25 protein-coding genes are annotated in these 19,050 nt (G+C 35.0%); 16 read left to right on the top strand and 9 right to left on the bottom strand.

The genetic code is table 11. The features are described from left to right. Positions 1-203: 203 nt before the first annotated feature. Positions 204-764 carry a DUF420 domain-containing protein gene (locus GKP30_RS18275; protein WP_216830911.1) on the top strand — a complete coding sequence of 187 codons (561 nt, stop codon included), beginning with the start codon at positions 204-206 and terminating at the stop codon, positions 762-764. Between the two features lie 71 nt (positions 765-835). Here GKP30_RS18275 and ytvI read toward each other — a convergent pair whose 3' ends face one another. Then, positions 836-1,894: a sporulation integral membrane protein YtvI gene (gene ytvI, locus GKP30_RS18270; protein WP_216830910.1), complete on the bottom strand. Its 1,059-nt coding sequence runs from the start codon at positions 1,892-1,894 to the stop codon at positions 836-838. Between the two features lie 164 nt (positions 1,895-2,058). Between ytvI and GKP30_RS18265 the strand changes: the two genes are divergently transcribed. Together GKP30_RS18265 and GKP30_RS18260 are read left to right on the top strand one after the other, a co-directional pair. After that, positions 2,059-2,406 (top strand): Asp23/Gls24 family envelope stress response protein, encoded by a 348-nt coding sequence (locus GKP30_RS18265; protein WP_216830909.1) that lies wholly within the window; start codon positions 2,059-2,061, stop codon positions 2,404-2,406. Positions 2,407-2,488: 82 nt separating this feature from the next. Then, entirely contained in the window at positions 2,489-2,944 is a 456-nt protein-coding gene (locus tag GKP30_RS18260; RefSeq protein WP_216830908.1) for a TcaA NTF2-like domain-containing protein, read from the top strand. A 33-nt stretch (positions 2,945-2,977) separates the two neighbouring features. Here the strand turns inward: GKP30_RS18260 and GKP30_RS18255 are convergent, their stop codons facing one another. Continuing rightward, on the bottom strand, positions 2,978-3,328 hold the full coding sequence (locus GKP30_RS18255) for a YugN family protein (protein WP_216830907.1): 351 nt from the start codon (positions 3,326-3,328) through the stop codon (positions 2,978-2,980). 174 nt (positions 3,329-3,502) lie between these two features. Between GKP30_RS18255 and GKP30_RS18250 the strand changes: the two genes are divergently transcribed. The 3 genes from GKP30_RS18250 to GKP30_RS18240 all read left to right on the top strand — a co-directional run bounded on the left by GKP30_RS18250 (position 3,503) and on the right by GKP30_RS18240 (position 5,667). Then, positions 3,503-3,931 (top strand): CBS domain-containing protein, encoded by a 429-nt coding sequence (locus GKP30_RS18250; RefSeq protein WP_216830906.1) that lies wholly within the window; start codon positions 3,503-3,505, stop codon positions 3,929-3,931. Between the two features lie 288 nt (positions 3,932-4,219). Further along, on the top strand, positions 4,220-5,317 hold the full coding sequence (locus GKP30_RS18245) for a CAP domain-containing protein (protein ID WP_216830905.1): 1,098 nt from the start codon (positions 4,220-4,222) through the stop codon (positions 5,315-5,317). 122 nt (positions 5,318-5,439) lie between these two features. After that, the gene (locus GKP30_RS18240) at positions 5,440-5,667 is read left to right on the top strand and encodes a hypothetical protein (protein ID WP_216830904.1); all 228 of its coding nucleotides are present in this window, start codon (positions 5,440-5,442) and stop codon (positions 5,665-5,667) included. 38 nt (positions 5,668-5,705) lie between these two features. Here the strand turns inward: GKP30_RS18240 and GKP30_RS18235 are convergent, their stop codons facing one another. Together GKP30_RS18235 and GKP30_RS18230 are read right to left on the bottom strand one after the other, a co-directional pair. Continuing rightward, complete coding sequence (locus GKP30_RS18235) at positions 5,706-6,062, bottom strand: hypothetical protein (RefSeq protein ID WP_216830903.1); 357 nt, start codon at positions 6,060-6,062, stop codon at positions 5,706-5,708. Between the two features lie 24 nt (positions 6,063-6,086). Next, positions 6,087-6,575 (bottom strand): PaaI family thioesterase, encoded by a 489-nt coding sequence (locus GKP30_RS18230; protein ID WP_216830902.1) that lies wholly within the window; start codon positions 6,573-6,575, stop codon positions 6,087-6,089. 274 nt (positions 6,576-6,849) lie between these two features. On the opposite strand from GKP30_RS18230, the gene GKP30_RS18225 reads away from it, so the two are divergent. From GKP30_RS18225 to GKP30_RS18205, 5 genes are all read left to right on the top strand, one after another. Continuing rightward, a complete protein-coding gene (locus GKP30_RS18225) occupies positions 6,850-7,305 on the top strand; it encodes a YlbD family protein (protein ID WP_216830901.1) in 456 nt (151 codons plus the stop codon). Positions 7,306-7,510: 205 nt separating this feature from the next. Then, complete coding sequence (locus GKP30_RS18220; RefSeq protein ID WP_216830900.1) at positions 7,511-7,777, top strand: YlbE-like family protein; 267 nt, start codon at positions 7,511-7,513, stop codon at positions 7,775-7,777. 158 nt (positions 7,778-7,935) lie between these two features. Next, positions 7,936-8,367 (top strand): hypothetical protein, encoded by a 432-nt coding sequence (locus GKP30_RS18215; protein ID WP_216830899.1) that lies wholly within the window; start codon positions 7,936-7,938, stop codon positions 8,365-8,367. Positions 8,368-8,391: 24 nt separating this feature from the next. Beyond that, positions 8,392-9,354: a UV DNA damage repair endonuclease UvsE gene (uvsE, locus tag GKP30_RS18210; protein WP_216830898.1), complete on the top strand. Its 963-nt coding sequence runs from the start codon at positions 8,392-8,394 to the stop codon at positions 9,352-9,354. A 60-nt stretch (positions 9,355-9,414) separates the two neighbouring features. Beyond that, positions 9,415-9,855 (top strand): YlbF family regulator, encoded by a 441-nt coding sequence (locus tag GKP30_RS18205; RefSeq protein ID WP_216830897.1) that lies wholly within the window; start codon positions 9,415-9,417, stop codon positions 9,853-9,855. 117 nt (positions 9,856-9,972) lie between these two features. Here GKP30_RS18205 and GKP30_RS18200 read toward each other — a convergent pair whose 3' ends face one another. Further along, positions 9,973-10,287 carry a hypothetical protein gene (locus tag GKP30_RS18200; RefSeq protein WP_216830896.1) on the bottom strand — a complete coding sequence of 105 codons (315 nt, stop codon included), beginning with the start codon at positions 10,285-10,287 and terminating at the stop codon, positions 9,973-9,975. Between the two features lie 11 nt (positions 10,288-10,298). Further along, positions 10,299-11,786 carry an FAD-dependent oxidoreductase gene (locus GKP30_RS18195; RefSeq protein WP_216830895.1) on the bottom strand — a complete coding sequence of 496 codons (1,488 nt, stop codon included), beginning with the start codon at positions 11,784-11,786 and terminating at the stop codon, positions 10,299-10,301. A gap of 269 nt (positions 11,787-12,055) precedes the next feature. Here GKP30_RS18195 and GKP30_RS18190 point away from each other — a divergent pair, with 269 nt between their 5' ends. Then, positions 12,056-12,334, top strand: a complete 279-nt coding sequence (locus GKP30_RS18190) for a YlbG family protein (RefSeq protein WP_216830894.1) — start codon at positions 12,056-12,058, stop codon at positions 12,332-12,334. Positions 12,335-12,377: 43 nt separating this feature from the next. Here GKP30_RS18190 and GKP30_RS18185 read toward each other — a convergent pair whose 3' ends face one another. Next, entirely contained in the window at positions 12,378-12,770 is a 393-nt protein-coding gene (locus GKP30_RS18185) for a DUF7147 family protein (protein ID WP_216830893.1), read from the bottom strand. Between the two features lie 464 nt (positions 12,771-13,234). On the opposite strand from GKP30_RS18185, the gene rsmD reads away from it, so the two are divergent. Further along, positions 13,235-13,786: a 16S rRNA (guanine(966)-N(2))-methyltransferase RsmD gene (gene rsmD / locus GKP30_RS18180; RefSeq protein ID WP_216830892.1), complete on the top strand. Its 552-nt coding sequence runs from the start codon at positions 13,235-13,237 to the stop codon at positions 13,784-13,786. Between the two features lie 27 nt (positions 13,787-13,813). Next, positions 13,814-14,302 (top strand): pantetheine-phosphate adenylyltransferase, encoded by a 489-nt coding sequence (coaD, locus tag GKP30_RS18175; RefSeq protein WP_216830891.1) that lies wholly within the window; start codon positions 13,814-13,816, stop codon positions 14,300-14,302. A gap of 24 nt (positions 14,303-14,326) precedes the next feature. Here the strand turns inward: coaD and ylbJ are convergent, their stop codons facing one another. Further along, a complete protein-coding gene (gene ylbJ, locus GKP30_RS18170; protein ID WP_407928636.1) occupies positions 14,327-15,544 on the bottom strand; it encodes a sporulation integral membrane protein YlbJ in 1,218 nt (405 codons plus the stop codon). Between the two features lie 136 nt (positions 15,545-15,680). Here ylbJ and GKP30_RS18165 point away from each other — a divergent pair, with 136 nt between their 5' ends. Together GKP30_RS18165 and GKP30_RS18160 are read left to right on the top strand one after the other, a co-directional pair. After that, a complete protein-coding gene (locus GKP30_RS18165; RefSeq protein ID WP_216830890.1) occupies positions 15,681-16,499 on the top strand; it encodes a patatin-like phospholipase family protein in 819 nt (272 codons plus the stop codon). Continuing rightward, the gene (locus tag GKP30_RS18160; RefSeq protein ID WP_216830889.1) at positions 16,468-17,514 is read left to right on the top strand and encodes a YlbL family protein; all 1,047 of its coding nucleotides are present in this window, start codon (positions 16,468-16,470) and stop codon (positions 17,512-17,514) included. Before GKP30_RS18165 ends, GKP30_RS18160 begins: the two co-directional genes overlap by 32 nt. Before the next feature lie 50 nt (positions 17,515-17,564). On the opposite strand, the gene GKP30_RS18155 is transcribed toward GKP30_RS18160, so the two are convergent. Then, positions 17,565-18,791: a nucleotidyltransferase gene (locus tag GKP30_RS18155; RefSeq protein WP_216830888.1), complete on the bottom strand. Its 1,227-nt coding sequence runs from the start codon at positions 18,789-18,791 to the stop codon at positions 17,565-17,567. Between the last annotated feature and the right edge of the window lie 259 nt (positions 18,792-19,050).

Below are 19,050 nucleotides of genomic sequence, written 5' to 3'. Positions count from 1 at the left end.
AACCGCCGTATACGGATCCGTACGTACGGTGGTGTGAGAGGTCGGATAATCAATTAATGATTATCCTCCTACTCGATTTACTAGATTTTGCCTGTTAAAGTTCAATGTTTTGTAAAATTACTTCATGCAAAAAATCAGTTATTTTGTCTAAATTTGTGTATAATAATAAGTGGTTTAGTATTTATTAGATGGGAGTGAAAACGATGAAGGAACACGGTCAAGAGACGGTGAATGAATCATCATTTAAAAAGAGAAATTATAAGCCGTGGATCATAGCGATTACCATTGTAATCAATGGTTTGGTTATTATTCTTTCAGGATTGCCAGGTGTGGAAAACTTTGATTTATTCGATGTTAAAATATTGCCTTTGATGAACGCTATCTTTAATAGTTTCACGTTCTTATTCCTGTTATTTGCATTAATTGCGATCATCAAGAAAAATGTCAATTGGCATAAGCGTTTTATATATCTAGCGTTTACTACAACCACATTATTTCTTGTCACCTATGTCGGACATCATTTTCTTTCAGCATCAACGACATATGGCGGGGACGGCATTTTAAAATATATATATTATTTTATTTTGATTACTCATATTATTTTAGCAGCGGTTATTGTTCCACTAGCATTAACAACGGTTGCTAGAGCTTGGAATATGGAGAATGAAAGACACCGCAAAATTGCAAGATGGACAATGCCCTTATGGTTATATGTAAGCTTAACAGGGGTGCTAGTTTATATTCTCATCTCACCATATTATTAAAGCATATGATATCCATTGATGTTTATAATGATAAAAATAAAACTCCTGCCATATTGGCAGGAGTTTTTATTTTAAATTTTTACATTTAATTTAATAATCCCAGCTTCTTTAGCTGATGTAAAAGCAATTACGATTAACGGTCCAATAATAAAGCCAGCGACTCCGAATAGCATTAAACCTATATACATTGCTATTAGGGTTGCTAAAGGAGAGAGGCCAATATGCTGTCCCATAACTTTAGGTTCAACCGTTCTACGGATAATCAAAAGTACACCAGCTAAGATCAATAGTTGCGTACCCAAACCTACATTACCTGTTAACAGATAAAATAGTGCCCATGGTCCTAAAATTGCAATTGATCCTATAATAGGTATGAAGTCGATGATCCAAATAATAAATGCCATCAGTAACGCAATTTCTGGCACGATAAGTAACAGTCCAATTAGTGAAACAATGAAAATAATAATACTAACTAAAAATTGTGCTTTAAAAAATCCAGCGATTACATATGATAATCGTGAGACCATAAAGTTTACTTTATCAGCTGTTTTATCTGAAAAGTATGAATATAACTGTTTTTTAAGTCTAGGTAGTTCTAATATAAATAAAAATAACGCAATTAAATAGACAAGAAAGTTTACCAAAAATGCAGGTATGGTTGTAATTAATGATGTTATATCCCTAATTAAATCTCTATTTTGAAAATCTATTCTTAGATTATTTAATGTGTTTGTTACGTGATCACTTACTTCAAAAATTAATTCTGGAGGTAAATCAGCATATTTGTGTTCCATATCTCTTTGAAATGAAACCCAAGCACGATTAATATCATTAATATAGGTAGGTAAGTTTTCCGCTAACTGTACGCCCTGTGTAACTGCTTTTGTAACTATAAAGTAACCACTTAGCCCAATAAAGCATACAAATAAGGTAAAAACAATCATAACGGCTAAGTTTCTTTTCATTTTTGTTTTCTCACAAAGAGCCTTTACAGCAGGTGTAAGTATAAGGGCTGTAAACAATGCTAAAACAAGCGGTAGAGAAACAGGTAAAATGAAATAACCTGCAATAATAATGAGTACGATTGTTATTGTTAATATAATGTTTCGTTTAGTGAAAATGGCGGACAATTTCAAACCCCTTTCTATCTTAAAGGCATGTAATTATATTATAGTATGAACGCAATACATTGAACAGGCTTTGTAAAGGCTTTCTTTAAATATTAGGTTTGTTTTCGTAAACTTTATTGCTTTTGACGTTTTTTTATTAAACCTTTGAAAAGGAGAATAGTCTTATGCCAATTCAATTGCTTGAAGATGGTCATCTTCATATTAAAGAGAAAGTAATCATAGATCTTATCTACTTTTCATTACAGAAGCACTATCCTTATATTAAACCATATAGTGAATGGAAGAAACGAGTAAGAAACTCCTTAAATCCAAATGAGAAATATGGTATCCTAGTCGAAGTAAAAAAAGAAACATTAGAACTTGATGTAAGTTTGTCTATCTTATATGGAACGGATATTCGTTATCTATCTAATAAAGTTCAGCATTTTATCAAAAACGAAATTGAAAAATGCACTGGATTTGTCGTAGAGCGAGTAGGTATTAAAATTGAAGATGTACATTTTGACGATTAGGCGAATGAATGCCTCCTTCTATTGAAGTTTTTCCTGATTTAAAGTACTCTTGTAAAAGATTAGATAAAAGGAGTACTTAAAAATGAAAAAAATTATATTCTTCATATTTATTAGTTTTACTCTAACATTATTAATAACTGGTTGTGGCGGCGAAAATGAAATGTTTTCTCAAGCTAATTCAGAATTAACACAATCAGCAATCGAATACGTTAATAAATATAAAGAAGACATGGTCTATCAAGTAAATGAAGGAAACTTCAGTGAATTAGAACCTTACCTAATTCCTAATACAACGTTCTACCATTTGTTAAGACGTCATGTGAATGACCTTCAGCAGGAAAGAAGTACTTTAACACTCATTGAACACACGGTAAGTGATGTTCTTGTGAATGAGGATGCGGTCCTTCATGTTCATGCATATGAAGTAACAGAAAAGACGGATCGTCGTGGTGAAAAAACAATTGAGGAAAACAACATCACTTATGAGATGGTTGAGCATAATGAAAGTTTCCGGATTGTTTCCATTATGAAAAGATAAAAAGGAGGGGGTGAAATAATCCCCTCCTTTTTATTATTTTCCTAATTTCTCATTAAATAATTGTAGTTTTTTATTACATTTATCTACAATATTTTTTGGGAAATCCTCATCATACTCAACACCATGTGGATAGAAATGTTTTCCAAGAATTGGAGTAAGTAATTTTACTTTCGCATCAGGTGATGGGATATCACCTTCAACTGCGTAAGCAGGTACTCTTAAATAATATGTAACATTAGTTTCGTGTGTTTCGATCTTGTAATCGAAAGTAACTCGCTCGTAATCCCATTGGCCAGCATGTACGAAGCCAGCAGATTCTGCAGCGAATTGTAGTGTAGAAAATTTTATTTCTTTTCCTTCAAACTGTAAATTTTCGAATTTCATCTTTTTCCCTCCTAGACAAATACCCTATACTTAACTAATCATAGTATGAAAAGAACTAAGATGCAACGAATATTGTTGAATATTTAATGAAACAAATGAATTAATCGTTAATCGTATGCTTCCTTTATTATTGGGTAAACTATTGCTTGATATTCTGAAAAGGAGGTCAATAAAATGGAACATTTAAGAGACATTATGACAACAGATGTTGAATATTGTACACCAGTTGATAACGTGTTTGAAGTTGCCGTAAAAATGAAACAAGAAGATTGTGGTGCTATTCCAATCTGTGAAAACGGACAATTGCTTGGGATGATAACAGACCGTGATATTGTTATTCGTGGGGTAGCTGAAAAGCGCCCTAACTCAACTCAAGTAACTGAAATTATGAGCGAAAAATTAATTACAGCTGGTCCAGATATGACGGTGGATGAAGCTGCTAAAATGATGGCTGAAAAACAAATCCGTCGTTTACCAATTGTTGAAAATAACAAATTGGTAGGAATTGTTGCTTTAGGTGATATAGCAGTTCATCGAGGAACGATGGATGAAGCGAGCTTTGCACTTAGTGAAATTTCTGAAACTCCAGAAGCTCATCATTAATTACACAGACTTTGTTAAAGAGTATCCTTATAGTAGGGTGCTCTTTTTTTGTTTGAATTTAAGTTTGTTAAGGGCTTATTTTTGATCTACAAAGAGACCAGACCGGTGAAGTATTGGTATTGTGTTTTCACGAGATCATCTCTCGTTGACTCAAAACCAGTTTGACTGTTAAGATTTTATTTATTACTTTACCTATTTTCATTATTATTAGCATACTGATATAAAATAGCAGGATTATAAATTAGAAAAAAGAAAATGGTATTTACAATAAAACAGGGAGAGGGTTAAATGAAAAGGTTAGGGTGTGGCCTATTTATTGCATTAGGCATCCTTATAATTATTCTATTTGAATATTTTCCAGATGAGTTTTCTGCAATGCTATCAAAATTTGGTTTACCCCAAACAACCATTGAAGAACGTGAAAATACAGAAATTGAACATACAATACCAGAGATTAAGCTTGAGAATAAGGAAATACCTAACTATACGAATGAGAACGGTTTACAGGGTTTAATTGGTCACTCATCTAGTTTTGTTGAATTTGAATTTGGCCGCCCAGAAAGAGTAGACCCCACGTCTTATGGCTATGAGTGGTGGATTTACAACGCTAATGAGGAAGGTTACCTGCAAATTGGGATTGAAAGTAACGAAGTTGTAACTATATATGCTATGGATGTAGGGGACATTTCTGAGCCATTTATATCAGGAACGGATTATGAACAATTAGTTCAGAATTATCCTTTTCAAGAACATGTTTCATTGAGTAAGGGGGTTGGTTCTTATAGGTTTGAGCTAACTGATGCGGAGTTAGTTAGTCGTCCACTTATTCAAATTCATGAGGATATATGGGTACAACTATATTTTGATACGTTTACAAGGAAGCTGTCGAGTGTTAGGTATTTAACAGGTGATATTTTATTAAGACAGAGACCTTATTCTGTTACTTATCGCGGAGAATTACCCCAAGAAGAACAGTTCTCAAAAGAAGAATGGAGGCAAATCGAAATAGGAGCAGAACGTCAAATCTTTGATGTTACAAACATTATTAGACTTAGACACGGACTGCCTTTATTAAAGTGGGAGAGTGAAGTATCGACGGTTGCCTATGGTCATAGTGAAGATATGTATAAAAATAATTACTTTTCTCATACATCTCCTACGTTTGGTGAGTTAAAAGATAGGTTCGAACGTGAGGGGATTTCATTTTATTTTGCTGGTGAAAATATAGCTGCACAATATGTGGATAGTATCGAAGCTGTTGAAGGTTGGCTAAACAGTGAAGGACATCGTGTTAATTTACTCAACGAAGAGTTTACTCATTTAGGTGTTGGGGTGTATGAAAGATATTATACACAAAATTTTATGACCCCTTGGGCTATCCAATAAAATAGCTTTTTAGTAGTGGCTGATCTTATATTTGAAATAAAAATAGTTCTAAATGCACTACCTGGAACATTTACTATAATAGCACTCAAAACAACAAGACGGTACACTAGAAGGAGGAGTGAATGAAAAATCCAGGTATTGCTGCAGTGTTAAGTTTTTTCTTTGCTGGTTTAGGACAGATATATAATGGGGAAATTGCAAAAGGGATTGCGTTTATCATTGCCTACTTTATCTCTGCACTATTAATGTTAGTACTTATTGGTTTTTTAACCACACCTATCCTTTGGATTTGGGGGATGGTAGATGCGTATCGTTCAGCGGAGCGGATTAATGCAAGTCAATCAGAATAAGAAAGAGGGGTGCGACAAAGCACCTCTCTTTCTTTTGCTTATTCTTTTATTATTCGATTAGCTAGAAATGTTTTTTGATCCCAGTGACCATAACATTTGACCTTTTCATTTATGGATAGTTGAATAGGAAGCTCGTCTGTTTGGGCTGGTTTTTCGAAAATAACCTTTATAACGTTCTTATTTTCTTTAAGATACAATTGAACATGCCAAATGTATCGATGTTGGTAAAACCTTTTTTTCTCTACAAAAAAGCGTTCTAAATTTCCTGTTAAAGTGATTTGCTCTCTGATTTTTCCAACTTCTTTCCACTTTTGTTCATATGACGCATTATTTCTTTTAACAATAAAGTAAAAAACGATAAAAAGGATTGGAATTACAATTGCAGCAACCAACAAACTATCCCTCCTTTCCAAAGATTACTAAAGAGGAATAACAAAAAATGTTCCCGAGCCTGAAGCAATTAGTTTGTTCTCATCATTATAAACTTTTGCCTCTGAAAAACATAATTGTTTACCTTGATGCAGTATGGTCGCTATACAACGTAAATATTTTCCGCGTCCAGGTTGAATATAGTTTACTTTTAATTCAGCGGTCACACAGGCTGTTTTTTCAGGGGTTTTTAAGTTTAACATTGACCCCATTGCTGTATCCAGTAAAGTTGCAGTTATGCCACCATGCGCCATGTTAAGTGGATTTTCAATAAGTGGCTGAATAGGAATAATAACTTCAAAATTTCCGTCGTCAAGAAATTGACTACTTACATGTGTTATACCCGCTAAGTACGTTTTACACTCACCGTTTTGTTTTTTGCTTATCCCTTCAACGACAGAAGCAAGTGCTTGTTTATCTTCATCTGATCCATTTTGAATTATGTTTTTTATTTGTGCAATAATTTGATTTTCTTCCATGTATTTTCCTCTTTCTATAAGTTTCATTAGTATATTTTAACAAATTTAATTTAACAGTAGCAATTATTTCAGCTTCATTCATTCCCTACTGGTAATACCTCTTCCAGAAACAGAAGCCTAGCCTCCGCTTGGTAAATGGTCAATAGATAACAGCAACAATCTTTTAGAAAAGAGCGTTAAGAAAACAGTCTTTTAAAAAAATGGGCGAACGCTAAACTGGGCAAAACGATATGATGTAGAGAGATGATTATTAGGCAAAGGAGGAAACGTTAATATGCCTTCTAATTCAAATAACTTACATCCATCAGTTCAGCAGTTTAAGGCGTTTGTAAAAGAGCATCCATTATTAATAAGAGAAGTAAGGAGCGGGAATAGAACGTGGCAGGACTATTATGAAGAATGGACTCTTCTAGGAGAAGATCATCCCAACTGGCAGAAATATCGAAGAACTACAAAAACGGATACTTATGAGTCGAGTGAAAATATAAATAACAGCCAAAATTCCAATGCTGAGACTAATGAAAATAACAGTGAAAGTTCTTCTACTACTGCAGCAAATCTCCTTGGGATGCTAAAAAATATTAATTTTAATGACTTACAGCATCATATGGCCCAAGTGAGTAGTGTAATTACAAATGTCCAAGGATTAATGCAATCATTCCAAGGAAACAATCAACAAAGTCAACAGCAGCCTCGTCAAGATGACCCGTTCTCTTTTAGAAGACATTAAGCACTTTTTCAAATGAAAATAATTTGATATGTCTATTTTAGTGGGTGGCACCATTTATTTCCAATAAAGAAGCTGTGAGAGTTTTGTACAGTTGTTGTTTTTTGGGCTCATCGTGTGAAAGGTTTTATGAATGAGCCCAAACTCAACACTGACTTTAACAGAGAGAATAAAGAAAAAACATGTATCTTTAAAGGAGGAAACTAACGTGCGGAATGATATTAATGTCCTCTTAAGAAGTCAGCCAGAAATAAAGCAATTTATCCGTCAGCACCCACATTGGTATCGAAAGTTGAGTCGTGATCCATACCAAATAAGACAATTAGAAGTTGAGGTTAATCAATTTTATGGTAAAACCTTTCCACAGAGGATGGAAAGAATTCAAAATAATTTGCAATTAGCCATGATGCTTCTTCAAATGTTACAGATGAATTCATTTGGTGGTGCACAAGAACAGCCACCTAATATGGAGTAATATGAAATCTGACTGTTAGTGTCTGCACTCCGTTTTTTACTGGGGTGCCTGGCACTTTTACTTAGATAGCGATTTTCTAACCCACCCATAAAACAGGGTATTCAGGATATTTTTCAGGGGGCATGGTAAAAATACAATAGAAAAAGGGGGGGGCATTAATGTTTAAATATCCAATACTAATTTTATTTTCTGCTATTGTATGTTTATTAGGTTCAGTAGGACAAGTAGTTGCAGATGAACTTGACGAAGTACAAATCATTCCCATGCATGGTAACGGTATTGTTCAAGTGTCAGTGAGTAAAGAAAAACGTATGTTGACGGTTAATCATGAAGTTAAAGGATCAGATGTATATGTAGAGTGTATCATTGACCAGTTTACTTTTGCCAAAGAAAAGGCGGGTAAAAATCACGTTGATGGGGAAGGTCATGTCCACTTATTTGTTGACGGACAACGTGTCGACTCCATATATCAAGCAGCCTTTATCATCAAAGGACTACCCAGTGGAGAGCATACAATCAAGATAGAACTAGTGAAAAACAATTATGATTTGTATGGTATTTCAGAAGAGTTTACTGTTCAAATCCCATAATTGGTAATGAAGGAGGTGTGAGGAGTGATAGTGAATTTTGGATATGTTGCTATGAGTGAAGTATTAACGAACGCATCTCCTTCACAAACAATGACAGCGCAACAGTTTGCTAAAATAAAAGATAGAGAAGCGGGTTTAAAGAAGTTAGAGCGGATTGCAAATAATAATATTGAGAATTGTTTAAGATTATTAAAACATAACTTAGCACATGATATTTCGTTTTTTAGGCTTTCTTCAAGGCTCATTCCACTAGTTAATCATCCATTAACAGAAGGGTGGAAATATGAAAGGGCTGTACTACCTCTTCTTAGAGAGGTTGGGGATTTTGTTCATTCTAATGGGATGAGAGTTGATTTTCATCCAGACCATTTTGTTGTTTTAAATAGTCCGAATGAAGATATACTTAAACGTTCACTACAAACTTTGCTATACCATTATAAATTATTAAAAGCAATGCACATAGACCCGACGCATAGATGTGTGTTACATATTGGCGGTAAAAAAGAGGGCAAAGTTCAAGGGTTAGAAGCATTTGTCGAGAATTACTCTAGCATCCCAACCAATCTTGGAAAAATGATCATGCTTGAAAACGATGATACAGTTTATAATTTAGAGGATGCACTATACTTAGGTGAGAAGTTAAATATACCTGTAATTCTTGACCTTCATCATCACGATGTAAATTACGGAGAATGTCACTTAAAAGAACTGTGGCCTCGTGTTGTAAATACATGGAATAACAGCCCGTTGCCAGTTAAAATACATATATCAAGTCCTAAATCTTCTCCAGAAGATAAACGACACCATGACTATATAAATAAAGAGCGCCTTGTGGAATTTTTACAGATGGTCAATGGAAGCTGTGATAGAATTGATGTCATGATTGAAGCTAAAAAGAAAGATCAGGCCTTGTTTCAATTAATGAAAGAGTTAAAAACCGAAAAGAACTGTACATTTATTTCCCAAGCAACAATTGTATATAAATGAACTTAAGCATTCGCCAATAATTATCTCTCATGTTATAATACGATAACAGGAGGTGGCCAAATGATAACGTCTATGACGTCATTTGATATTCTAGAGGAAACACACCAATTATCACAAGCTATATTATCTTCTGAAGTGTTTTATCACTTTAGTGAGTGTAAATATAAAATGCAGCAAGACAAACAAGCACAACAATTAATTAAGCGTTTTGTTCAGATAAAAGAAGACTATGAGGAAGTCCAGCGATTTGGAAAATATCATCCTAATTTTCATGAAACTTCAAAAATCGTCAGGGAAGTAAAGCGTGAAATAGACCTAAATCCTGTGATCTCTGAATATAAGAAAGCCGAAGCAGAGTTAGAGAAATTACTTATTGAAATAAGTAGTATTATTGCAAGTAATGTTTCACCACATATCAAGGTTCCTACGGGAAACCCCTACTTTGACCAAATTGCATGTGGGGGCGGCTGTGGTAGTGGTGGAAGTTGTGGATGTAAATAGTAGTTCAAATTAAAAGGTCGGAGGTTAATTCTAACCTCCGATTTTTTGTTTGGTCTATGTGAAATATTAGTTTAAAGGAATGGGACCTCCTAAATAAATACCAATTTATAACGGTACTTACGTTTTAAATCGTATACAGTCCATACATCCATTTCCACAACAGAACATTTTTTCACTCGGTACTAGAAAACGAAGCCGGTAAACATACGTATCTTCTGTTTTTCTAACATACACCATTTCAAGAGTTAAACGCTTCCCTTTCATAACTGTCATCGCTGCCGATTTTAAGATAAGATCAATTTCTTGATGCATTACATTTGATTGGACATAAATAAAAGGGAGGTTAGTAATATTTTTTTTGATTACAGATTTTATTTTTGGATTTTCTTCTAGGAGCTCTAAAAATTTATTCCAAACGTTTTCAAGTGACATGGTAACCTTCCTTAAATTTGAATATTGTAGTTAGTTATAGAACGAAAAACATGATATCCACTAACTGATGCCCCGATCGTTCCTGCTCCTGGAAAAATGGAATCACCACATAACCATGCATTTTTTAAAGGTGTACGATGAGATAGACTGTAAAATAAACTGTTATGCCTAGTTTGTGGAAACCCACCTACCATTCCTCTTGGGCGATGTGTGAACCTTTCCCACGTTTTGGGAGAGCCAGACAATTTATAAATTATCTGATCTTCGATAGTAGGAATAGCAATTTGAGTCCGATTAAATATCTTCTGTTCTAATTGTAACTTATTTTCTTTATAGTTTTCCATATTAAACCATCTATTAACATCTGTATGGGTTGAGATCGTTAAGGTTCTAAAGCCATTAGGTGCTCTTAATGTATCACCTTTTTTTGATAGTGATAAAAAAATATGTTCTCCATCACTCAATTTATTTTCTTGTGAGATAACTTGTTGAAACAAAGGTAATTTGTCTAAAGACTGGTCTTCTTTCAAAGCCAAATACATCGTAAACGCTCCCCAAGTAGGAGTACTTGCATTTTTTCTATATTTTAAAGGAAGTTGTTCGAACAGTGCTGGATTAAGGATTTCTCGTAATGAGTGGATAGGGACATTAAATATTACATGGGAACCATGCCATGTATCACCTTTTTGATCTGATAATACCCATTCATTTCCTTTTTTGTTCACATTGACAACTTTCCTTCTTTTCAGCGCCTGGCCACCTTTTTCTTTTATATGATGAACAAGTAGTTCTGCAATAACGTATAAACCACCTTCAACATAAAAAGCACCCTCATGATAAATATCCAGTGCTAAAGCGCCAAGAATGCATTGACAATGTTTACTCGTTGTTTGCATGCTATCGATTAACTGGCCATCAATATATTGCGTAAAAAGGTGATCTTCCTCAAAACCACAACTCCTCAAGAGACTTAATAAGGTTTGATTTATATAAGGAAATAATTTTAGAGATGATGGTGATAAAGATTGAAGGAGAAAAGTCCATTCTCTCATGTTTTGAGGAGGGATAGTAGGAAGCTTTATCATAAGCTTTTTAACTTCGTTTGATAATTTCCAAATTTTCTTGTAAAAAGCTTCGATCGCTAGTTTATCTCTTTGAAAATGAGATTTTAAATTATTTAGATGTTCAAGTCGATCTTGCAAGACCTGTATTTGCATCTTATTTTCAATGTGTACAGTCATAATGTGGTCTAAGCGCTGAGATGTAACAGACAGATTTAAATAATCGATAACACGCTTATGGATACCGCCCTTTTCAAAGCCCATACCTAAAGTTGCACCGACTGGAAAAAGAAAACCCTTCCTACTAAATTTTCCTGCACAACCGCCCCATTCATTAGACCCTTCGAGTACAGTAATATCGTATCCATTTTCGGCTAATAAAGCACCAGCAGTTAATCCACCTATCCCGCCACCAACTACTAAAATTTTTTCACCCATAATTAATCCCTCTTTTATAAAAAAGTTATACAATTATTATACAATATTAGCTATATTTTTCTAATTAATTGTATGGTGCTGCAGATCGGACATCTATCTTGTTTTATCAAGTTTAACTAGTGCTAAGACTCGACTTCAAACCTTTTGAGGAAGCAAAAAAGCTTCATTTATGAGAGTGCTTTCAAAAATAAATTTGCATTCTATTGCTCGATAACATTAATTCTGCTAGACTGAAGAAGTTATATGATATGTGAAAAGGGGAAATATATATGCTTGCTAGTCACAGACAAGGCTTGGCAGTATGGTTACATTCGTTAAAATATGCCAGACAATTACGAAAATTCGGCAACGTTCATTATGTCTCTAAAAAGATGAAATACGTTGTGTTATACTGTGACCAAGAGGATATTGATGGCATGGTTGATCGCCTCCAATCACTTCACTTTGTTAAAAATGTAGAAGTTTCAATGAGACCTTTTGTTAAAACACAATACCAAAATGCAAAGCCTGATAAAGCAAAAGAATACGATTATAAAATGGGCATATAAAAAAAGGGACTGTTATTCAGTCCCTTTTTTTATAAACATTCCCTTAGAATTTCAGTTCTGGAATAAAATGATTTAAGCGTAAAACTCCAATTAAATATTGGTAAAATAATTGCTTTTCATTAAAGATATTTGAAGGCTTTACTTCTAGTTGGAAAATATCTTGGTTTAGGTTTAACGCTAATTTTTCAAAGAGGGAAAAACGTTTATTTTCTTTCCATTCGGGCTGTGGTATACCTTCTCGGCATATGTATAAAGGCATATAGTTCCCAGGATTTACTGGCTTTAAAACAACAACTAATGAAGTCATCTTCTTTTCATCAATAGTAGTATCTAAGCGAATGAGATGATGAATGCGGTGATGGTTACTTTTAGCAATTTCCATCAATTCATAAAGGTCAGAATACCCTTCTCCTAATTCAATAAAACGTTGCAGCATAATCGGTCTCTCCTTATTGGTCCTTTATTAACGCAGTGTTCGACATACTTTTTTAGCATTATAAAGATTTCTTGTTCAGTGTGAATAGCCAAGCGTCTGCTTGGCTATGGTCTAGATGTATATTACCATATATATTCATAAATTATGTAGAAACGAAAAAAATCCTCGCAAGGATTTCCTTGCGAGGTGCCCTACAACATACAATGTATGTACAAGGCTATGGGAGAGGAGAAACCGGAGGAAGAACTTATGGGGAAACGTAAGTCTTCTCCGCGGTTGTTGCAACATCTCTCAATGTTGCTAATCTTATTATGACCACAATAATTTTGACTAATACATCGATTTCAAATTTTTTTCTAACAATAACTGAATTTATGATATTCTTTAGTTTTTAAACCTTTTGTGATAGGATAAAAAAAACAATGAAGATCGCTAGCAACCCATGAAGGAAAGGTGTATATACATTGAGAGTCATTTCAGGTGAAAAAAAAGGGCAGCCATTAAAAGCTGTTCCAGGAACAACAACGAGGCCTACAACAGATAAGGTGAAGGAATCGATATTCAATATTATCGGACCATATTTTGATGGGGGATGGGTGCTTGATTTATACGGGGGAAGTGGTAATTTAGGTATTGAGGCACTGAGTAGAGGAGCAGAGAAAGCAATATTTGTCGATCAAAATAGAAAAGCTGTTGATATTATTAAAGAGAATTTAAAAGTATGTTCTTACACAGATTGTGCTGAAGTGTATCGAAATGATGCCAAACGAGCATTAAAGGCACTTATTAAGAGAGAAGTATCATTTACATATATCTTTTTAGATCCACCGTATGCCGAACAAAAAATTGAGGCTGAAATTGGGATAATTCATGATTTTAATTTATTAAAGGCTGGCGGAACAATTGTTGCTGAACACGATGCATCGATTGAACTTGCCGAAAACATCGGCTCTTTCTCCTGTAAAAGACGAGAGATATATGGGGATACAGCTATTTCATTTTATTCGTATGATTAATTAATAGGTACATGAGGAGGAAGAACAATGGCCAGTATTGCAGTATGTCCTGGAAGTTTCGATCCAGTTACATTTGGACATCTAGACATTATTACAAGGGGTTCCAGAGTTTTTGATAAAGTAATCGTTGCAGTTTTAAATAACCGCAATAAAACGCCTCTATTTACAGTTGAAGAAAGAGTAAAACTCTTACAGGAAGCTACCGCTCATATTAATAATGTTGAAATTGATTGCTTTAATGGGTTATTAGTCGATTATGTAAAGCAGAAAAAAGCGTCAACCATTATTAGGGGGTTGAGAGCCGTATCAGATTTCGAATATGAAATGCAAGCGGCTTCAATTAACAGAAAACTTGATCCAGAGGTTGAAACTTTCTTTATGATGACGAACAATCAATTCTCATACTTGAGTTCTAGCATTGTTAAAGAAGTTGCAAAATACGGGGCAAACGTTTCAGACATTGTTCCAGATGTCGTAGAGGCAGCATTACGAACTAAATATACAGACTTAAAATAAAAACCATTTCATATGAAATGGTTTTTATTTTACCGCTAAGGCTCGCTTCGACTGGATTAAAATATAGATTAGAAGTGAGAAAAGAGTGATGAAAGATCCAAACTGAACGAGTCCATTCCAGCCTATTACTAACCAAGACCAGGATTGTTCTTGAAGAAACACTGGGACTGTTCCATCTGGATGAGCACTAACTTGATTTAGATATAGTGGCTTCCATAGAAGAATAGCGATTACTGAAGCAAATAAACCGTGTAAAATCCGGGCAATGAAATATGGTTTAAAACGAATATCCGTTTCTGCTAGTATACTAGCCACTTGAGCTTGGACGGAAAAGCCACTAAAGGCTAAAATAAAACTAGCGACAATTACTTGTTGAAACAACGATGCGTCTGCTTCTGAAGTTAATTGGCTGCCGAGTGTTATTTCAAAAAGTCCAGCGATAAGAGGCATACTTAATTCATTAGGTAAAGATAAAAAAGTAAAAAGAACTGAAATAAAAGAAGATAATATTGTAAGTACACCTATCAAACTTAAAAGCTTGTTTAGAACTGAAAATAAAATTATAAATCCGCCAATCATTAATAGAGTATTAATGGAAGATTGAACGGCATCACCTAGTAATTTTCCGATCGGCCGACCATCTTTTAAGCGTTCTTCGTGAAGAGAGTTAATGGCTTGTTTGAAACTTTTCGTATGCGAAACACCTGGTGTATTGGGGGGTGTTTCTTTACCACCATGAAATCGCATGATGAAACCAACACAAAAATTCCCTAAATAATGGGCAATAGCAAGGATAACTCCTAAAGCTGGATTATGAAAGAAACCTACTGCAACTGCACCAAAAATAAAGAGTGGGTTCGAAGCATTAGTAAATGTTACGAGCCGTTCAGCTTCTAACCTACTAAGTTTCTTTTCTTGGCGTAAGCGTGCAGTTAACTTTGCACCAGCTGGAAAACCAGATGCTAAGCCCATTGCCCACACGAAACCACCGACACCTGGTACTCTAAACACTGGCCTCATAAATGGGTTGAGTAGTGTACCAATAAAAGTAACGACACCGAACCCTATAAGGAGTTCTGAAACGATAAAAAAAGGCAATAATGAAGGAAACACAACTTCCCACCACATTGTTAAACCACGCAGAGAGGCTTCAAATGATTCTTTTGGATAAATCATTAATGAGGCGGTGAGTGAAGTAGCTAATAATGCAAGTATAATTGTTTTAAACATTGAAGAATTCAAGAGGGCTTCCTCCTTTTTGAACACACACTTGAAACCAATTCAACCTGTCCCACTATTCAATATACGTATAGCTCGTCAAATTAGACCATATGATTGAAAACAGGGGTTGTAAGCTGTAAGATAGGAGTTGATATTTTTGGACCGTCCTAAAATTGGATTAGCTCTAGGGTCTGGTGGCGCTAGAGGTTTTGCTCACATCGGTGTATTAAAGGTATTAGAAGAAGCCAATATACCAATTGATTTCATCGCAGGAAGTAGTATTGGGTCACTAGCTGGGGTTTTATATGGTGCTGGGCAAAATCCTGATACCCTTGAAAAATTTGCAAAGTTATTCCGGCGAAAGTATTATTTGGATTTTACGGTACCGAAGATGGGCTTCGTTGCTGGGAAAAAGGTAAAAGAGCTTATTCACATATTAGCTAAAGGGAAAAACCTAGAAGAACTTTCTCCACCAGTTTGGGTTGTTGCCACAGATTTACTAAAAGGCGAACGTGTTGTTTTTAAAGAAGGGCCAGCTGCACCAGCAATAAGAGCCAGTATATCTATCCCAGGTATCTTTGTTCCAGAAAAATGGAATGGGCGCCTTCTAGTTGATGGTGGTGTTATTGATCGGGTACCAGTTTCTGTTGTAAAAGAAATGGGAGCAGATATAACTATAGCTGTTGACGTTTCGTATTTTCAGGTCGATCCACCTATTTCGTCGATCTACAATGTAATATTACAAACGATGGATATCATGGAACGAGAGATGGTTCGTCTCAGGGAAATTGATACCGATATCATGATACGTCCAATGGTTAAGCAAGCAAGCTCAATCGCTTTTACAAATGTGGAAGAATATATTCGACTTGGTGAGGAAGAGGCAAAAAAACATCTCGACTCAATTCGTGAACAAATTGACATGTGGAAGGAGAAACAATCGGATGGTCATCGAAAAAAAGAAAAAGATCAGTAAGATTTGGATAGTTGGTGCAATATTAATTATCCTTCACTTTTATAAGCTCCCCTTTTATTACTCTCAACCAGGAGATGCAAAAGAGTTAGCTCCGTTTGTAGAAGTAGAAGGTGGTTATAAGGAAGAGCAAGGGACCTTTATGTTAACTACAGTATTAATGGGTCAAACGAATGTATACTTTTATGCCTGGGCTCACCTAAGTGAGTATAGAGATATCTATCCAGAGGATCAAATAAAACGTCCAGATGAAACAGAAGAAGACTACCTTCATCGCCAACAAATGATGATGAATACATCACAAGACGCTGCAAAAATTGCAGCTTATGAACATGCTGGTAAAGAAGTAGATATTTCATATAACGGAATTATGATTACTTCATTTATTGAAGGAATGTATGGAGAAGAATACTTAAAATATGATGACCGTATTTTAGAAGTAGATGGATACCGGGTTCAAACCGTGACCGAATTAAATAAACGACTTACTGGGAAAGAATCAGGAGAAGAAGTAGTTCTAACAGTTCTTCGCGCTGGTGATGAAATTGAAATTACTGTACCATTATCACCATTTCCAAAAGATGTAGAAGGTGGGGAAGGAAGAGTTGGGCTTGGGATCATGTATCCTGTTGCTGACCGAACACTTTCATTTAATCCAGAAGTAACAATTGACGTTCGCAATATCGGTGGACCTTCTGCAGGGTTTATGTTTGCATTAGAAGTACTTAACCAATTGACTCCAGAAGATTTGACGAAGGGGTATAATATTTCGGGTACTGGAACGATCGACGAACAAGGTAACGTTGGACGTATAGGAGGGGCTAAACAGAAAGTAGTAGCTGCTCATAATGCAGGTTCTGATATATTCTTTGTGCCTAAAGAAGGCGGTCGTGAAGGTTCAAACTATGAAGAAGCAATTTTAACAGCAAAAGAATTAGGGACTATAACACAAGTGGTTGGCGTGAATACATTAGCAGAAGCAGTAGAATTCTTAGAGGGTCTTGATAGAAAAAAATAGGTTAATATGAATAATGAAAGAGGAGTGACTTTTATTTGTCACTCCTCTTTTTATTGGGGATAACGTATCGGAGACTGGTAGTATTCGTCTTTTAGCCGTTCTGTTTGTACTGACCTTGGTAATGCAAGGGCATAAACCGTAGCAACCTTTTTATCTATATCTAAAAGTTGATGATTATAAGAAGTGACTTTTGTAATAATAGGAATATCAACCGATTTTTTAATGTTACTTAGGTATGCTTGTCCCTTTTTACTCATCCCAAGCAAGCGAAGGTATGGAGGTTGCTTCTTTGTACTTGCCCATTCCATATCAGTTTTTTTTGTGTTTGTCAAAATATGTAAGCAATATCGTTGCAAACGATTCCAAGTGTATCGTTTTGTCTTAATTAAATTCATAAATTCATTAAAGCTGTTAGCAATACTAATAAATCGCTTTAAACGATGCTCCAACCCTTCTTCTCCTTCATAAATAGTAGCTAGCTCTGCTTCTGTCGATGAGAGAATTCGATACTTTAACATAGGAAAATACAATTCCCAGTCATGAAGAGTAGAAAACAACGTTTCGTATTCTGTTAACAGTTCCAATGTACTACTTGGTATTACTCGGTCAATTGTATGTTTAGAGTTATTCTGTTGATTAAATATAGCATTTCTAATACTCGTCGCACTTGCAATCGTTTCAGATGCAAAACCTTCATCGTGGTATTGAGCAGATTTTCTCTGAATCGTCTGGCCCTTCATTTTGCTTCCTAGTTGATAGATCGCTTCTACATAATGATAACCTAATATATTATTAGGTTGAGACAAGTCAAGCATTTGTTGATCGCCTTTAATCGAGGAAAATGCTAATGAGGTAGCTTTTGGGTAGCTGTTTCCTTGACTCATATAAGTCTGAATTTTGTCGTTAAAACATTGTTTATTTTCTGTAATAAAATGATATAGTTCATGGAAAAGGTCAATATTCCCTGCCTCGCTCCCAAAACAAACCTCCTTTACTCCTAGCGCTTGTAGTAATGATATAGAGCCAAATGCAAAAATCTCGGCCTTTTGAGTAGAGTATGCATATGGTAGTTCAATAACAATATCTACACCTGATGCTAATGCCATTTTTGCTCTTTGCCATTTTGATACGATGGCAGGTTCGCCTCTCTGTAAGAAGTTTCCGCTCATTACGGCTATAACAACGTCTCCATCTGTTACACGCCGTGACTCTTCCAAATGAAAAAAATGTCCGTTATGAAAAGGGTTATATTCAACAACAACTCCAACAGCCTTCATAATCTATCCTCCAAATAAAATACCAATACAACATCGGTAAGCTTTAATTTTAATTCATTGACGATTATAGCAATAAAAATACGTAACTTTTGCACGCTTATTTTAAAGTACTTATTATAAAAAATGTACCTTAACACAACCTCTAGTAATGAGGTAAACTAGAATATGTCAACGAAAATATTTAAACTATTCGTCTTTAAAAAGTATAGCATCTCTAAAAGAACTTGCAATTTAAAGGGGAAAAATGATAAAGTAAACT

Source organism: Alkalihalobacterium elongatum (genome assembly GCF_019024285.1).
Classification (GTDB): Bacteria; Bacillota; Bacilli; order Bacillales; family Bacillaceae_F; genus Alkalihalobacterium; species Alkalihalobacterium elongatum.
Note: the sequence above shows the minus strand (reverse complement) of the source record. Positions and strands in the feature narration are given on the sequence as shown.

Coding starts and splice junctions, on each gene's coding strand:
- GKP30_RS18230 (WP_216830902.1), bottom strand. CDS start 6,575: ATGGAAGAAAATCAAATTATTGCACAAATAAAAAACATAATTCAAAAT.
- GKP30_RS18255 (WP_216830907.1), bottom strand. CDS start 3,328: ATGAAATTCGAAAATTTACAGTTTGAAGGAAAAGAAATAAAATTTTCT.
- GKP30_RS18245 (WP_216830905.1), top strand. CDS start 4,220: ATGAAAAGGTTAGGGTGTGGCCTATTTATTGCATTAGGCATCCTTATA.
- GKP30_RS18205 (WP_216830897.1), top strand. CDS start 9,415: ATGATAACGTCTATGACGTCATTTGATATTCTAGAGGAAACACACCAA.
- GKP30_RS18155 (WP_216830888.1), bottom strand. CDS start 18,791: ATGAAGGCTGTTGGAGTTGTTGTTGAATATAACCCTTTTCATAACGGA.
- GKP30_RS18265 (WP_216830909.1), top strand. CDS start 2,059: ATGCCAATTCAATTGCTTGAAGATGGTCATCTTCATATTAAAGAGAAA.
- GKP30_RS18195 (WP_216830895.1), bottom strand. CDS start 11,786: ATGGGTGAAAAAATTTTAGTAGTTGGTGGCGGGATAGGTGGATTAACT.
- GKP30_RS18250 (WP_216830906.1), top strand. CDS start 3,503: ATGGAACATTTAAGAGACATTATGACAACAGATGTTGAATATTGTACA.
- GKP30_RS18225 (WP_216830901.1), top strand. CDS start 6,850: ATGCCTTCTAATTCAAATAACTTACATCCATCAGTTCAGCAGTTTAAG.
- GKP30_RS18215 (WP_216830899.1), top strand. CDS start 7,936: ATGTTTAAATATCCAATACTAATTTTATTTTCTGCTATTGTATGTTTA.
- GKP30_RS18160 (WP_216830889.1), top strand. CDS start 16,468: ATGGTCATCGAAAAAAAGAAAAAGATCAGTAAGATTTGGATAGTTGGT.
- GKP30_RS18190 (WP_216830894.1), top strand. CDS start 12,056: ATGCTTGCTAGTCACAGACAAGGCTTGGCAGTATGGTTACATTCGTTA.
- GKP30_RS18275 (WP_216830911.1), top strand. CDS start 204: ATGAAGGAACACGGTCAAGAGACGGTGAATGAATCATCATTTAAAAAG.
- GKP30_RS18260 (WP_216830908.1), top strand. CDS start 2,489: ATGAAAAAAATTATATTCTTCATATTTATTAGTTTTACTCTAACATTA.
- GKP30_RS18185 (WP_216830893.1), bottom strand. CDS start 12,770: ATGCTGCAACGTTTTATTGAATTAGGAGAAGGGTATTCTGACCTTTAT.
- GKP30_RS18200 (WP_216830896.1), bottom strand. CDS start 10,287: ATGTCACTTGAAAACGTTTGGAATAAATTTTTAGAGCTCCTAGAAGAA.
- coaD (WP_216830891.1), top strand. CDS start 13,814: ATGGCCAGTATTGCAGTATGTCCTGGAAGTTTCGATCCAGTTACATTT.
- GKP30_RS18240 (WP_216830904.1), top strand. CDS start 5,440: ATGAAAAATCCAGGTATTGCTGCAGTGTTAAGTTTTTTCTTTGCTGGT.